This window comes from Paraburkholderia sp. CNPSo 3274 (assembly GCF_024206475.1).
Classification (GTDB): domain Bacteria; phylum Pseudomonadota; class Gammaproteobacteria; order Burkholderiales; family Burkholderiaceae; genus Paraburkholderia.
Genome location: NZ_JAMBPR010000046.1, coordinates 34,462 through 48,689 on the forward strand (window position 1 = coordinate 34,462; position 14,228 = coordinate 48,689).

Genomic DNA, 14,228 nt, shown 5'->3' on the forward strand with positions numbered 1-14,228 from the left:
CCTAGACTAGCTGGTATCTGATCGACTGGTATTCAAGCGCCTGGAACGGAGACAGCGAAAATCATGTTGCCATCTGGAACACATAAGGAAGAGATGTTGCAGGCCGTGCGCCGCCTGTGCGACGACATTCGGGACCGTCCGCTCGATGCGGATCTCGAGGCCCATCTGAACCAGGCCTTCGGCCCGGGAACCGGAACGTATGCGGAGTTGACGCGCCTGCTGAAGCTCGGCGTCCAGGAACGTTGGGCCGCCTATGTGCAGGTTGAAGAGGGTGACTATCGCCGAGGCCGAATCGCAGGGCCGTCAAGTGAAACAGCGCAAATGAGCGTAGAGAGCGGACTGCTGCGCGACGTGAAAGGTCAGTACCACTGTCACACGAATGGGGAGATCAACATGATCGTCCCACTCGAAGAAGGGGCGCAATTCTGTGGACACGGCGCCGGCTGGCGCGTTTTCCCGCCACGTAGCGAGCACTTTCCGACTGTGACCGGCAACGCGCTCATGCTCTACTTCCTGCCCGGCGGAGAAATCGAATATCGTACGCCGCCAGCCGCTTGAGTGCGCCCTCTGCGCGTTTGTCAGACTTTGTTGGGAAGCGTCATGAGCATCAGGATTCTCGCCGTCAGCGGTAGTTCTCGCCGCGACTCACTCAATCAGAAATTGCTGGACGTCGCGGTAGTCGGCGCAAGAATCGCCGGCGCCGAAGTAACGCCGATCCGACTCGCAGACTACCCTTTGCCACTGTACGACGGCGACCTTGAGGCCGAATACGGCCTGCCAGACGGAGCACATGCGCTCCAGGCGCTTGTAGACAAGCACGATGCAATCCTTGTCGCGACGCCCGAATACAACGGCGGCTACACTGCGTTGCTGAAAAACGCTATCGACTGGATCAGCCGACCGCGCAACAACGGCTCGTCGGGCGTCGCGTTGCTGACTGGAAAAGTCGCGGCGCTCGTTTCCGCGTCGCCGGGACAGCTTGGCGGCGTGCGCTCGCAAGCAGGCATGCGTGCGGTACTCGACAAGCTCGGCATGCTGGTCATTCCCGAATCGTTTGCGTTGAGCCACGCGCATCAGGCATTCGATGTCGAAGGAAAACTCAAAGACGAGAACGTTGAGCGGCTGGTATCCAGTGTTGGTGCGGCCTTGTATCGAACCGCTGCCCGGTTGGCCTGATCGCCAGCTTCAAGGCCTCATGCCAATTCATCAGTCCCTCGAATATGCTATGAAAGCGCGGCCTGATAGACCTTCGGCGTCACACCGGCTTATTGCTTGAACACGCGCGTGAAGTCTCCTGAAGAGGTCCCCGTGGAAACCATGCTACGAGCTTCGCTCCCGAATGTATTGGACGATTTTGCAGCAGGTGCAAAATCGTCCAGTCGTTTTTCGATCAGCGTCGATAGCATCCTTCGTCGCACATGACGGCCAAACCGCGGCGGCGCTAGCCCCCGCTTGCGTCGTGCGCCTCAAGCCTCGCGGGCAAACACCTCACGCGCCGCGAAGAGGCCGTTGAGCGCCGCGGGAAAGCCCGCGTACACGGCCATCTGCATGATCGTCTCGACGATCTCCTCGCGCGTGAGCCCGACATTCAGGCCCGCAGCGATATGTACCTTGAGTTGCGGTTGAGCGTGGCCAATCGCCGTGAGCGCCGCGATGGTGGCGATCTCGCGCGAGCGCAAGTCGAGACCCGGCCGCGCGTAGATGTCGCCAAACGGAAATTCGAGAAGATACTGCGCGAAATCTGGCGCGATGTCGGCAAGCGAGTCGATCACCTGCTCGCCGCCGTTGCCGTCAATCGCCGAGAGCATGCGTTTGCCTCTTGCGAGGCGGCTTTCCTGCTGGGTGTCGCTGGGCTGATTCATCGTTGTGTGCATTCTCGTTCCTTTGCATGACGTGGGAATAACCTTCGATCTTGTTGTCGAGGACGAGAAGACACGCCTGGAGTTCCGCCACCTGCGCACGCACCGCTTCGCGATGCGTGGCCAGCAATTCGCCGCGCTCGCGCTCGGTTGCCTTGCCCTCCGCGCGCAGTTGCGCGTAGCGCAACATGCCCTGAATCGGCATGCCCGTGGTCTTCAGACGGCCCAGAAACTCGATCCATTCGAGCACCGAGCGGTCGTAAGCACGCTGGCCCGTTTCGTTGCGCACCGCATAGGGAATCAGCCCGATGCGTTCGTAGTAGCGAATCGTATGGACTGAAAGGCCTGTGAGCGCGGCCAGTTCGCCAATCTTCATGCGCTTCTCCTCATCGACGTTCTGAATGGTGGGACTTCGAGTGCACTCCAGGTCAAGCTCTTTTTTTGCCGCGGAGTGTCCCTGCACAATAGACCCGAGAAAATTAGCAATAGACCCATCAGTCTGGCGTGAAACCGGGCACCCGCCTGCCGATGATCGACAACACGCCAATCGATGCCGGTGGCAACACGTGGGGCACGAGCGGATTCTAAGGTCTAACCAGGCTCGTGCACACTGCCAACGCCGCTTGAGCATGCGTCTCAGCGGCGTTTTTTTTTGCAGCCAGAAAGCGTGCGAGGAGCCCGCCTCCGGCTGGCGGTGCTACCCGGCTGAGATCGCGTCGAACGCCTCACTTCGGAGGCCAGGGAGGGATTTCATAGCTTGCTCCCCACGATTTTCCCCAGTCCTGTATACACAGTTCGCCCTGGGGGTCCATCGGCATGACGAGGTTGGCGGGCACATAGCTTTCTGTTTTCCCATCGACCTTATGCCAGAACCTGGGTGGGTTATTCTTCCTGAAGCACGCAGAACACGACGACTTTGCCTGCATGCTGGTCATGGACCGTCACAAGTATGAGCAGGAATTGCTACGGGTCAGACAGCAGGTGCAGCGCGCGCTCGACGAGAAAAGTGTTGTCGAAACCGCTCTGCGCGATGCGGACCGCCGCAAGGACGAGTTCGTAGCCACGATTGCGCACGAGTTGCGCAATCCCCTCGCCCCTATACAGGCGGCAGCACGATTATTCGGCCTGCAGAACTTCAGTGATCCGCGGCTTGCGTGGTCCAGCAGGGTGCTGGGCCGGCAGGCCCGGCAGTTGGCAAGACTGGTGGACGACCTGCTCGATATTTCGCGGGTGGCTGAAGGAAAACTCGAGATTAAAATCGAGCACGTGAATCTCACGCTCGTTCTTCGACAGGCGAGCGACGTCTCGCGCGGGATGCTGCAGAAAGCGGGGCACCGGCTGATTGTCGATCTTCCTGATCATGCGCTTTTCGTAGACGCAGATCCGGGCCGCCTGATCCAGATCGTCGAGAACCTTCTCACCAATGCTGCGAAATACACCCCACCGGGGGGAAAGATTTCGCTTTCCCTGATACGTGACGAGCTGACCGCAACCATCGCTGTGCGAGACTCGGGCATTGGTATCGCCGAGGCCGATCTTCCGTCGATTTTTGGGATTTTCACCCAGCTTCCGTCCGGTGCATCCCGTTCCCAGGGCGGCTTGGGCATCGGTCTTTCGCTCGTTCGTGCATTAACGGAACGTCACGGTGGCGAAGTTGGCGTCACGAGCGAGGGTGCAAATAAGGGGAGCGAGTTCACGGTCCGGCTCCCGCTCTCGCCCGTGCAGACAGCCAACCCGGACACGGCAGCGGATGGTCCCGCTAAACGTTCCAGACCGCACCGGGTGTTGATTGTCGACGATAACGAAGACGCTGCACTGAGTCTCGCCACGTTGCTTGATATTGATGGGCATGAAGCTCGAACGGTGCCCAACGGGACAAAGGCCCTCGAAACGATCTCTGATCTCTGGCCCGACGTCGTTGTGATCGACATCAGCCTTCCCGATATGTCAGGTTATGATCTGGCGAGGCTGTCGAGAAAGACTGTCGGAATGGCGGACATGCTGCTGATTGCCTTGACAGGGCGAAGCCAGGCGGACGATCGACGCGCTGCACTCGACGCCGGGTTCCAGCACTTCCTGACGAAACCGGTGAACTATGAAGCCTTGCTCGGCCTGCTTCTGTAGCTTTATACGCAAGGAACGCAGAGGGCCAAGCTGTTCCTGGGCGCCCATCTGCGGACTGTCCGAACGAACTTGAGATGCTTACCGACCGTGCGGTCCTTCTCATAAGCAGTGCGGGTTGGCAGGGCCCTTGCTCGTTACGCCAGGGCTGCCTCTGCAGACAGCGCTGGCGCCGTCTTTGTCGCTCACTTGGTGTCCTCGATGGCTTTGTCAACCGCCGCCTCAGATCGGTCATCGGCTTTCCGCTGCTCCGCAGTTTGAGTTGCCATGTTTCGCTCCTTAAAGGTTTTCGGATACGGATAAAGCGCAATTGACGTGCCGAACAGGAGGAGCTGTTTTCTGTAATGGCAACCAACTCAAGGCATGGTCTTTGCGGAACGGGTTGATGACTCGCGACGTGTTACGTGTTTCGCACGTATACGGGGCGTGGTAACCCACCAGGAGAATCCACATGTCACAAGCTGAAGTATCTGCAAAGTCTGCCGCCGTGGCAGCAGACATCCCCGACGCCCTGACACTTCTCGAGGCCGATCACCGGACAGTAGAAAAGCTTTTCGATGCGTTCGAGATGGCGGGTGACGACAACCTGGAAGCAAAGGCGACCCTTGCGCAGCGCGCGTGCGAGGAGTTGACCATTCACGCGATCGTCGAAGAAGAACTGCTCTATCCGGAAGCGCAAAACGTGCTGCCGCCCGATGAAAAGCCGGATGTCGATGAAGCCTACGTCGAGCACTTTCTCGTGAAGACGCTGATAGCGAAGTTCGAGACGCTAAAAGCGGGAGACAAGGGGTTCGATGCGACATTCAAGGTGATGTCGGAGATGGTCCAGCATCACGTCGAGGAGGAGGAAGACGAGATCTTTCCGGCGCTGCGCCGGACGCAGTGCGATCTGCTCGCTCTCGGGAAGAAAATCGCGGCGCGCAAAGAAACGTTGCAGGGCAAGCTCGATGCGGTGGGAAGCCGCTCCGTCGGCGACCGGTCCTGATTTCCGCCTGCTTCCCCGCCGGTCTCGCGCGCTCGCAGACCGGCGGCCTGTTTTTCTTTCGAGCGCACTCCGCAGTGAATGCCGTAGAGGCTTGCCGGCCAACGGTTTGCGGGACGCGCATTAAACGTGTCAACAGTTCCGCGCCCGTGGGATTACGGGCCGGGCGGCTATCAGGTCGGCGCGTTCTCGAGCTCGCATCACCAAATGAGGACGCACACGCAGGAACGACTACGGTACGACGTCCGTCGAAATGGTCGGCCGTTATTGACTTGCGCCCTGCCCAATACCCGCCTTTTTCTGTGCGTCCTGGAGATCCTGCGGATAGTTCTGATCATTCGCACGACCAGGCTGATAGCCCGCGGCTTCAAGCTTCTTCAGTTCGGCGTTCTTCTTCGCCCGCGCTTCCTTTCTGGCCTCTTTGCGCTGCGCCTTGGTTGGCTTTGCGGACGAAGCAGCCACCCCCGCTGCTGCCGCGTTGGCTACGCCCGATGCATCGTTCTGCGCAAAGGTTGGCGTGACTGCGCTGATCCCGAGCGAGGCTGAGGCGAGAAGGACCATCATTTGTCTGGCGATAGGCATTTCTTCCTCCTGTTCTCCATCAATTGGCGCGGTGAAGCGGCCCATGAGATCGGCCGAAGATCAATCCAATCTATAGGATATTAAGCTATTGCGCCAGGACTGGGCGCGATCGCTGAGGGCGGTGAAGGCCACGAGCGTCGCGGGCGGGTCAGCCGCACGTACTGGCGTGAACGTGTTGAACAGGTAAGTGCTACGCGAGGGCTGACTGCGGGGCAGCGATCACGGCTTGCCAAACGTTCACGGCCAGGACAGCAAGGGCAAGTCTTGTGCTTCGGAAGAAGCTCAGGCGCAAGCAACTGCTCGAACTCAACGCGTGAAACGCATCCGGATGTTGCGCGCCATCCAGCCAGTCAATCCGGTGCGCAGCACGATGGGCGCGACACGTCCTGGGCCGATCAGCAATGTGCCGAGCAAGATGGATCCGAGCATGGTGACGTGAGGCGCGTCGGACAACGCCCGGCCAATGTTCGCCAGGCTGAGCGAATTCGCTCGCGCAGTTGCGTGCTCGACTGCCCGCGAGCCAACGTTGGCCGCCAGCAACTGTGCACGCGTCAGTTCCATATGACTGAGCAGGACCGCTTCAGCTGCGTGGCGGCTCAACCGGGCGCGACGCCTCATTTAAGCGCCTCCTTGAGCGTTTCGAGATCCGATCGCAGTTCGCCCTTGAGCACCGCGAATGAACGTACCGGCCTTTGCGCGCGGAAAACCAGCAATGCCGTGATCGAAGCGACTAGCCAGATCACCGCTATGCTCCATACGACAGCGAGGAAATAGCGCGTATTCCAGGCGGATGCGATCAACGCAAAGCAGAAAAATGAGAGCGTGAATAGCCCGCTGACAGCGAGGGCTACAAACGCGAGGATTTCGCGCGTCACATATCTGCGGGCCTCGGACAGCTCGAGCGACAGCAACTGCCCATAGTCCGTCGTGCGGATGGCGAGGAACCGCAACACGTTGCGCCAGCGGTCGAGCTTCGCGTGAATTGTCATGGCCCACCTCGCACGTGCGGCGCGCTCAAAACTGCTGTCGGCTCTGGCTCCGCTTATTCGCGGTTCGCGGCCCATAACGCGCCGAGCGCGAAGCCAATGCCCACGGCGACGCCCAGCGTCGCCAGGGGATTGTCCGCAATCGCCTCGCGCGTCACGACCGCCGCGTCAGTCGCGAGCTGTTGCGACTTGCCGCATAGCGCCCTTGCCTTGCCCGACAGCCGCATGCTGGCGTCGCCGAGCATTTCTCCGGCCGCCTCCTGCGCGTTGCCTGCGAGTTCGCGTATCGTACCTTCGGTCTTCGCTGTTCCCGTGTTCATGTCTCTCTCCCAGTCAGTTCGACTACTCAATGCGCGAAGCCCGCGCAGATCGGAAATCCGGCGAGAGCCTATGCGCAACGGGCGTGCCAGCAGTCGAGAACCGGCTGCGAATACAGCTGAATGACCTGCAGCGCGACGCGGCCGCGCACTTGATCTGGGGTTGCCAGGCTGCGCCACACAGTCAGCCGATTTGCAGCGGTCAGGGCCTAACGCCAGACCGGGGCAGTAACGCGTCAAGATCCGGCCGCATCGTGACGCTTTCCTGTTCGTTGGGATCCGTCCGGGCGATCACCGCAACGCAAGGCTCATCGGGACTCGCGTTGTACGGCACATGCGGCACCCCTGCGGGAATGTAAAAAAAGTCTCCGGCTTGAACCACCGCATGTTGTTCCAGTCGTTCGCCATACCAGCACCCCGAGACACCGCTCAGCTGGTAGATAGCTGTCTCATGCTCTGCGTGGAGATGCGCTTTGGCGCGGCCACCAGGCGGAATTGTTGCAAGCTGAAGATGCACATGCTTCGATCCCACGGTTTCCGCTGAGATACCGACGGCATAGGTGAGCCCTTGTTTGCCCTCGAATTCTGGCCCTGCTTGCACAAGCTGGCAGGTGGAGGGGGCAGGCCTGTGTGCACTAGTATTCATCGCTTCTCCAGACAATGAAGGCGGACAGCGCCGAAATGGCCGGCATACGGCCGCAGAATACACCCGGTCACTGGCCGAAAACGGTCAGCCGCTATAGGTCGCATAGCCGAGCACAGAAGTCAGCGCCGTTCCCTTCTGGGAGCGCGACTTCTTTTGCCTGATTCTCCGGTGAGGATGGCGTGTACCGGCAGAAATCGGCCCATGAGCAGCGGACCTGGCGCGTGCTATCACGTCGTGTCTTCTAGCTCGCAAGGTAGTCATGGATTACCGTACCCAGACCCAGTGTCAGGTCCGAAAGAATGTGCACACCCGAAATCACCTCGAGTACCGGCAACGCCGCCACTGGGGCGAGCGCGTGATGGAACAATTCAAGTGCGGCAGGACCTTCCCAGGCTCCTTTTATCGTGATGTCCTCGCAGAAATAGCGGACCAGTTCGCAGATTCGCACTGTTCCATCCACGTGTGGAATGATCTTGAGCAGGTAGTTCGGCGAGGACAGTGAATCGAGCATCCTGTCATGCGGGAGCGGGCGATGTTTGTATCCCATCGTGGCGACTGCCACCGGAATCTGTCCGTAACGCAAGACCCCGTGGATCGTGTCCTTTTCGATGCAAAGTTGAGGCGATGCGAGTTTTTTGGGGAATCCCCAGATTTCCCGTCCACCGGCAATGGGCGACATGTCGTCGAGATACATCGCATGCACGTAGCTGCCACTCTTGCCCTGGAACTGAACAGGAATCACCTGGCCGCTTTCCGTGTAATCACCGAAGCCTGTTGAGTCGGGCATCCGGATGAATTCAAACTTGACGATTGGGTCAGTCATTTCCAGCGGGGCGGGAATGACCCTGGCGAGCATCTCCGGGTCCGTACGGTAGGTGATAACAAGGAACTCGCGATCGACGAACCGATAGGGCCCTGGAGGAAACGCCGGACTGGTGAGCGGCATTGCAAAGGCACGCTCCTTCACGTCGGATTCGGTCATGGTGTGTGCTCCTGATGGGGGGTGGCGCTCGGGGTAAGATCAACAACCTTGATGTCGTGAGCAAATTCTTCGGCCTGACGCCAGGTCTGATGCTCAATAGCGCGGCGCACGTCACCCAGTCCTCCCTCCCAGAGCTCATTGCGGCCCCTGCGGACCGGGCACCTTGAAATGCTCGAACTGCGCGCGCGCAATGATGATCGCGAGGCCGTTGACGAACCCGAGCATCACCGGATGCGGCACCATGCGGATCAGCTTGCCGAGGCGCAGCGCACCGAACAACATCATGACGATGCCGCTCAGCACGACCGTGGCGAACAGATACTGCGGCCCATGCTGGACCACGAGCGCGACGATCACCACGGCCATCGATCCGGCGGCGCCCGAAATCATCCCGGGCCGGCCGCCGAACAGCGCCGTGATCGTGCAGATGAAGAACGCGCCGTACAGGCCCGCGAGCGGATTGACACGCGCGACGAGTGCGAAGGCGATGCACTCGGGCACGAGCGCAAACGACGACGTGATGCCCGCGAGCAGTTCGCTACGCAGCAACGAAGAACGGCGCGAGCCGGAACGGTCGGATTCCATGTAGCGGTAGGGATTTGCAGCGGATTGGCGGGATGTCGTTGCCACGCCCCACGCGTCGCGTTGGCTCGAAGGGAGGGCGGAGAAAAGGTCGGGTGCGAGGCGGCGGCGTGGCGCCGCCTCGAGGGCCCGCGAGGTCCATGCAGCGCTCGCGGGTCAGCGTGCGCCATGATCCGGACGGACGAAAGGGCGCATCCTAGCATGACTGCCGTCAGGTTGCCGGCGAGGCGGTCTCAGGGCGTCTTGAAGAGCCGCTCGCACACGAAGTCGACAAACGCGCGCAGGCGCGGCGTGAGGTGACGGTTAGAGGGCCAGAGGATCGAGAACTGGCCCGGCGCTTCGCAGGCCTCGTCGAGTACTGTCGCGAGTGTGCCCGTCGCTAGCGCGTCGCGAACAAGGAAGTCCGGCATGTAGCCGATGCCGAAACCCGCCTCCACCGCCCCGCGCAACGCCTCCATGTTGTTGCAGACGAGCGCGGCGCGCAATTCCGGCGGCGCTTCCTTTCCCGTGGCGAGGTCCCACGGCTGGAGCTTACCCGTCGTGGGAAACCGGTAACGCACGCACGCATGCGCTTCGAGATCGCTCAGCGTGCGTGGCACGCCCGCGCGCGCGAGATAGGCGGGCGCCGCGGCAAGCACAAAGCGAAACGGCCCGAGACGCCGCGCCATCAGACTGGAATCGCTAAGTGCCCCACTGCGGATGGTGGCGTCGAAGCCTCCTTCCACGAGATCGACGAGCCGGTCGTTGAAGTCCAGATCAAGTTCGATTTCCGGGTAGCGCCGCGCGAATTCGGGCAACACCGGCAGCAGGAAGCGATAGCCGATGGCGGGCAGACTCACCCGCAGGCGCCCGCGCGGCGTTTGGGCCGCCGCCGAAAGCAGTTCCTGCGTATCGCGCAGTTCTTCGAGCATGCGATGGCAGCGCTCATAGAAGAGTTGTCCTTCCTCGGTGAGTGTGATGCGGCGCGTAGTGCGATGAAAGAGCCGCACGCCGAGCGACTGCTCGAGCCGCGCAATGCTTTTGCCGACCGCCGAGGCCGAGATGCCGAGTGCGTGCCCGGCCTCCACGAAGCTGAGCGCCTGCGCGACGCGCACGAAAGCGACGATGCCGTTGAGATTGTCCATAGCATATTCGAGTAGTCCCGCGCGCAACGATTCGCGAATTGCGTTCCGCAATCTGCGGAACGCCAGCCTGTTTTTCCGCGCGCGCTTGCGCATTATCGTAGTTCGCTCCAGCCGGCGTGCGCCCGGCGACCTCTGGAGCCTTTGCGTGACGATTTCCCGCAACGACAACGAGGCGTCGCGCCGCGTTGCCATCCTGGCGGCGGTCTGCCTCGCCGGCCTCGCGATGCCGCTCGCTTTCTCCGGTGGTGCCGTTGCCACCCCAGCCATTGGCCGCGCGTTCGCGCCCGACGCCGCCAGCGCCCCCGCCGCCCTCAACTGGGTCACCAATGCATTCATGCTCGCCTTCGGCAGTCTGCTGATGGCGGCAGGCACCCTCGCGGACCAGTACGGGCGCAAGCGTGTGTTCGCACTCGGCGTCGCGGGTTTTACGCTAGCTTCGCTTGCGCTCGCCTGTGCGCCTTCGCTCCTCTCGCTCGACCTGCTGCGCGCAGCGCAAGGCTTGTCCGCCGCAGCGGCGCTGGCAGGCGGCACCGCGGCGCTCGCGCAAGAGTTCGACGGCCAGGCCCGCACCCGCGCATTCAGCTTGCTCGGTACGACTTTCGGCCTCGGGCTCGCGTTCGGGCCCGTGATCGCCGGGCTCCTGATCGAGCGCCTCGGCTGGCGCGCGGTATTCGCGACCGGCGCAGTGGCGGGCGCGTTCGCACTCGTATTCGGTGTGCCGCGCATGCGCGAGTCGCGCGACCCGAACGCGCGCGGACTCGACTGGGCCGGCACGCTCACCTTCACCGCGGCGCTTTCGTGCTTCACGTACGGCGTGATCGAAGCACCCATCCGCGGTTGGACCCATGCCCTCGTGGCGGGACTGCTGGCCGCTTCGGTGGTGCTGGCGTGCACTTTCGTGGCAATCGAAAAGCGCATCGCGCGCCCCATGCTCGATCTATCGCTCTTTCGCTATCCGCGCTTCGTGGGCGTTCAGCTGCTGCCCATCGCGACCTGCTTCTGCTACGTCGTTCTGCTCGTCGTGCTGCCGCTACGGCTCATCGGCGTGGAGGGCTACCGCGAGATCGACGCGGGCTGGCTCATGCTCGCGCTCTCGGCGCCCATGCTAGTCGTGCCGCTCGCGGCTGCGGCGCTCACGCGCTGGCTCACGCCGGGCGTGGTCTCGGGCATTGGCCTGGCCGTTGCCGCAGCGGGGCTTTACGCACTCGGACTGGCGTTGCGCGGCGGTGCGAATGCGTCGGCGATCGGGCCGATGCTCGCGATCGGCACCGGCGCGGCAATGCCCTGGGGTTTGATGGACGGCCTCTCCGTCAGCGTCGTGCCAAAGGAGCGCGCGGGCATGGCCACCGGCATCTTCAGCACGACGCGCGTGGCGGGCGAAGGGATTGCGCTTGCCTGCGTGAGCGCGCTGCTGGCTGCGCTCACGCAAACCCGGCTTCTCGCCGCGGATCACGTTCATGTCGATGCGGGCGCGATTGCGCAGGCGTCGGCAAGACTCGCGACGGGTGACCTCGGGCAGGCCGCGGCGTGGCTGCCGGGCGTGCCTGTGTCCGCGTTGCGTGCAGCCTATGCCGATGCGTTTTCGGTGTTGCTTACGGGGCTGGCTGCGCTGACGCTTGGCTGCGCTATGGCGGCGCTCGTGTTTCTAGGGCGTACGCGCGCTGCAACCGCGGTGCAAGCGGATTTGCCGGAGCACGCCGCAGCGATCATGCATGAACGAGGCGAGGCGTGACGATCGCGCTCACGTTCGCTTCACACGCTCAATTGCGCGGTCCACGATTTCGTCCGAGCAGCCGGCGTGATAAACATCGGCCGTATCGATGAAGTTGATTCCCCCATGCTTTCATGAATGGGATTCATGAAACGCTATTGAAGAACCACGCCCTGCCCCGGCGGGTTCGCACTCTCGCGCAAACAATCCAGCGCCAGCGCCACCGCCGCGCGGCTCACGCTGTCGCGCCGCCAGTACATGGCCACTGCGCCCGAACTGCCGAGCGGCATCGGCATGCCAAGCACGCGCAGCACGTTCAGGCGCTCGAAGCGCACGGCCGCGCGATGCGAGGCCACGCCGATCAGGCGCGTCTGATTCAGGAGCGTCACGTTGAGCATCGACGAATTCGACTCCACGGTGTGTCGTGGCATGCTGCGCCCCGCCGCCGCGAGCGCCGTTTCGAGCGCCGTGCGAATGGGCGTGCCGGCCGGCCAGACGATCCACGCATACTCGAGCAAATCGGGCCAGTCCAGCTTGCGGCGTTTCGCGAGCGGATGCCCGAGCCCCACGACGAAGTTCACCGGGTCGCGATAGAGCGTCTCCATTTCGAGCGTCGGGTCGACCTGCGCGTTGGCCGCGCGTCCCACCACGATATCGAGTTCCCCGTGCACGAGCGCCGGCATCATGAGATTCATCGTGCTTTCGACGAGGCGCACCTGCGCGCGCGGCATGGCCTCGACGAGGCGCGCGACCGCGAGCGGCACCGTGTCCGCTGCCGAAACACCCGACGTACCGATCGAGATCAGCCCGCTGCCGCCCTCGCGCAGCGCATCCATGTCATCGCGGGCACTGTCGAGGTGGCCTTCAATGCGCCGCGCGTGCTCGATCAGCGCCTCGCCGTATGGCGTGGGCCGCAGGCCGCGCGCGTGGCGCTCGAATAGCGGCAAGCCGATGTCGGCTTCGAGGTCCTTGAGCCACTTGGAAAGCGCCGGCTGCGTGGTGTTGAGCGCCTCGGCCGACTGGCTCAGATTGCCGGTCTGCGCCACGGAAAGCAGCATCTGCAGGTGCCGCAGACGCAGGCGATGTGTCCAGTCCATGTGTCCCCCGCCAAGTTATACCCAAAAACATATGAATGAGAAGAAATTATGATTTTACTGGATATGGCTCGCTGACTTATAAATTCGTTCAACGGCAATGCAAACCCAACGCCGCACTAACGAATACATAGGAACAAAGGAGACTCGCATGTCCAGCATGTCAGCCAGCGCAACCACGCCCGAACGCGAAGCCTACTACGCGCAGATCGCGCGCAGCGGCATGTCGCCGCTCTGGGAATCGCTGCACGCCCTCGTGCCGAAGTCGCCGCGCCCGCAGGCCCTGCCCGCCATCTGGAAGTACGCGCAGCTGCGCGAACTCGTCATGCAGGCGGGCTCGGTCATCAGCGCCGAAGAGGCGATCCGGCGCGTGCTCGTGCTCGAAAATCCCGGTCTGCCCGGCAAATCGAGTCTCACGCCCAATCTGTACGGCGGCCTGCAGCTGATCCTGCCCGGCGAAATCGCGCCGAGCCACCGCCACACGCAGTCGGCGCTGCGCTTCATCGTCGAAGGCAAGGGCGCGTGGACGGCCGTGAGCGGCGAGCGCACCACCATGCACCCCGGCGACTTCATCATCACGCCCTCGTGGAGCTGGCACGATCACGGCAACCCGTCCGTCGAGGAAGGCGGCGAGCCCGTGGTGTGGCTCGACGGTCTGGACATCCCGCTGATCGCGCATCTCGACGCGGGCTTCGCCGAAAACTACCCCGAGGCCACGCAGCCCGTTACGCGCCCCGAGGGCGACAGTTACGCGCGCTTCGGCCACAACATGCTGCCGGTGCGCCATACGGTGAGCGATCCGACCTCGCCGATCTTCAGCTACCCGTATGCGCGCAGCCGGGAAGCGCTCGACACGCTCTACCGCAACGGCGAACTCGACGACTGGGACGGCGTAAAGCTGCGCTACGTGAATCCGGCCACGGGCGGCTGGCCCATGCCCACCATGGCGACCTTCATGCAGTTCCTGCCGAAGGGTTTCAAGGGCAAGACCTATCGCAGCACCGATTCGACCGTCTACTGCGTGGTGGAAGGCAGCGGCGCGGTGCGCATCGGCGAGGAACGCTTCGCGTTCGACCCTCATGACGTGTTCGTCGCGCCCTCGTGGGCGCCGGTGCAACTTGAAGCGCAAAGTGACGCGGTGCTCTTCAGCTACTCCGATCGCCCTGTGCTCGCCGCGCTCAATCTGCTGCGCGAGGAACGCGTCGGCTAACGCCTTGACGGCGAGAGCGCGTTCGACTTGCT

General features: G+C 62.5%; 16 protein-coding genes and 2 pseudogenes. 6 read left to right on the forward strand and 12 right to left on the reverse strand.

The annotated features are described in order from the left end of the window. The first annotated feature begins 93 nt into the window (after nt 1-93). The gene (locus M3I54_RS27715; protein ID WP_254341858.1) at nt 94-558 is read left to right on the forward strand and encodes a DUF4863 family protein; all 465 of its coding nucleotides are present in this window, start codon (nt 94-96) and stop codon (nt 556-558) included. Nucleotides 559-600: 42 nt separating this feature from the next. Then, entirely contained in the window at nt 601-1,176 is a 576-nt protein-coding gene (locus tag M3I54_RS27720; RefSeq protein WP_254341859.1) for an NADPH-dependent FMN reductase, read from the forward strand. Between the two features lie 290 nt (nt 1,177-1,466). On the opposite strand, the gene M3I54_RS27725 is transcribed toward M3I54_RS27720, so the two are convergent. Both M3I54_RS27725 and M3I54_RS27730 read right to left on the reverse strand, forming a co-directional pair. Beyond that, nucleotides 1,467-1,862: a carboxymuconolactone decarboxylase family protein gene (locus M3I54_RS27725; protein WP_375542215.1), complete on the reverse strand. Its 396-nt coding sequence runs from the start codon at nt 1,860-1,862 to the stop codon at nt 1,467-1,469. Continuing rightward, entirely contained in the window at nt 1,792-2,235 is a 444-nt protein-coding gene (locus M3I54_RS27730; protein WP_254341861.1) for a MerR family transcriptional regulator, read from the reverse strand. The genes M3I54_RS27725 and M3I54_RS27730 overlap by 71 nt, the downstream gene beginning before the upstream one ends. Nucleotides 2,236-2,783: 548 nt before the next feature. Here M3I54_RS27730 and M3I54_RS27735 point away from each other — a divergent pair. Together M3I54_RS27735 and M3I54_RS27740 are read left to right on the forward strand one after the other, a co-directional pair. Beyond that, complete coding sequence (locus tag M3I54_RS27735; RefSeq protein WP_254341862.1) at nt 2,784-3,983, forward strand: hybrid sensor histidine kinase/response regulator; 1,200 nt, start codon at nt 2,784-2,786, stop codon at nt 3,981-3,983. 448 nt (nt 3,984-4,431) lie between these two features. Then, the gene (locus tag M3I54_RS27740) at nt 4,432-4,965 is read left to right on the forward strand and encodes a hemerythrin domain-containing protein (protein ID WP_254341863.1); all 534 of its coding nucleotides are present in this window, start codon (nt 4,432-4,434) and stop codon (nt 4,963-4,965) included. Nucleotides 4,966-5,226: 261 nt separating this feature from the next. Here the strand turns inward: M3I54_RS27740 and M3I54_RS27745 are convergent, their stop codons facing one another. From M3I54_RS27745 to M3I54_RS27780, 8 genes and pseudogenes are all read right to left on the reverse strand, one after another. Beyond that, nucleotides 5,227-5,544 carry a DUF4148 domain-containing protein gene (locus tag M3I54_RS27745; RefSeq protein ID WP_254341889.1) on the reverse strand — a complete coding sequence of 106 codons (318 nt, stop codon included), beginning with the start codon at nt 5,542-5,544 and terminating at the stop codon, nt 5,227-5,229. A 306-nt stretch (nt 5,545-5,850) separates the two neighbouring features. Beyond that, the gene (locus M3I54_RS27750; protein WP_254341864.1) at nt 5,851-6,162 is read right to left on the reverse strand and encodes a hypothetical protein; all 312 of its coding nucleotides are present in this window, start codon (nt 6,160-6,162) and stop codon (nt 5,851-5,853) included. Beyond that, the gene (locus M3I54_RS27755) at nt 6,159-6,608 is read right to left on the reverse strand and encodes a phage holin family protein (RefSeq protein WP_254341865.1); all 450 of its coding nucleotides are present in this window, start codon (nt 6,606-6,608) and stop codon (nt 6,159-6,161) included. The genes M3I54_RS27750 and M3I54_RS27755 overlap by 4 nt, the downstream gene beginning before the upstream one ends. Then, nucleotides 6,587-6,850, reverse strand: a complete 264-nt coding sequence (locus M3I54_RS27760; protein ID WP_254341866.1) for a CsbD family protein — start codon at nt 6,848-6,850, stop codon at nt 6,587-6,589. Before M3I54_RS27760 ends, M3I54_RS27755 begins: the two co-directional genes overlap by 22 nt. A 199-nt stretch (nt 6,851-7,049) precedes the next feature. After that, nucleotides 7,050-7,493 (reverse strand): cupin domain-containing protein, encoded by a 444-nt coding sequence (locus M3I54_RS27765; protein WP_254341867.1) that lies wholly within the window; start codon nt 7,491-7,493, stop codon nt 7,050-7,052. A 241-nt stretch (nt 7,494-7,734) separates the two neighbouring features. After that, on the reverse strand, nt 7,735-8,475 hold the full coding sequence (locus tag M3I54_RS27770) for an acetoacetate decarboxylase (protein WP_254341868.1): 741 nt from the start codon (nt 8,473-8,475) through the stop codon (nt 7,735-7,737). Between the two features lie 144 nt (nt 8,476-8,619). Then, nucleotides 8,620-9,060 (reverse strand): annotated as a pseudogene (locus M3I54_RS27775) (SulP family inorganic anion transporter); the annotation flags it as partial. A gap of 230 nt (nt 9,061-9,290) precedes the next feature. Further along, nucleotides 9,291-10,181, reverse strand: a complete 891-nt coding sequence (locus M3I54_RS27780) for a LysR substrate-binding domain-containing protein (protein ID WP_254341869.1) — start codon at nt 10,179-10,181, stop codon at nt 9,291-9,293. 145 nt (nt 10,182-10,326) lie between these two features. On the opposite strand from M3I54_RS27780, the gene M3I54_RS27785 reads away from it, so the two are divergent. Continuing rightward, nucleotides 10,327-11,913, forward strand: coding sequence for an MFS transporter (locus tag M3I54_RS27785; protein ID WP_375542216.1), 1,587 nt, complete (start codon nt 10,327-10,329; stop codon nt 11,911-11,913). A 30-nt stretch (nt 11,914-11,943) separates the two neighbouring features. On the opposite strand, the pseudogene M3I54_RS27790 reads toward M3I54_RS27785, so the two are convergent. Together M3I54_RS27790 and M3I54_RS27795 are read right to left on the reverse strand one after the other, a co-directional pair. Then, a pseudogene (locus tag M3I54_RS27790) lies at nt 11,944-12,015 on the reverse strand (hypothetical protein); the annotation flags it as partial. A 32-nt stretch (nt 12,016-12,047) separates the two neighbouring features. Then, nucleotides 12,048-12,989 carry a LysR substrate-binding domain-containing protein gene (locus M3I54_RS27795; protein WP_254341870.1) on the reverse strand — a complete coding sequence of 314 codons (942 nt, stop codon included), beginning with the start codon at nt 12,987-12,989 and terminating at the stop codon, nt 12,048-12,050. 157 nt (nt 12,990-13,146) lie between these two features. On the opposite strand from M3I54_RS27795, the gene gtdA reads away from it, so the two are divergent. Continuing rightward, nucleotides 13,147-14,196 carry a gentisate 1,2-dioxygenase gene (gene gtdA, locus M3I54_RS27800; RefSeq protein ID WP_254341892.1) on the forward strand — a complete coding sequence of 350 codons (1,050 nt, stop codon included), beginning with the start codon at nt 13,147-13,149 and terminating at the stop codon, nt 14,194-14,196. Nucleotides 14,197-14,228 lie beyond the last annotated feature (32 nt).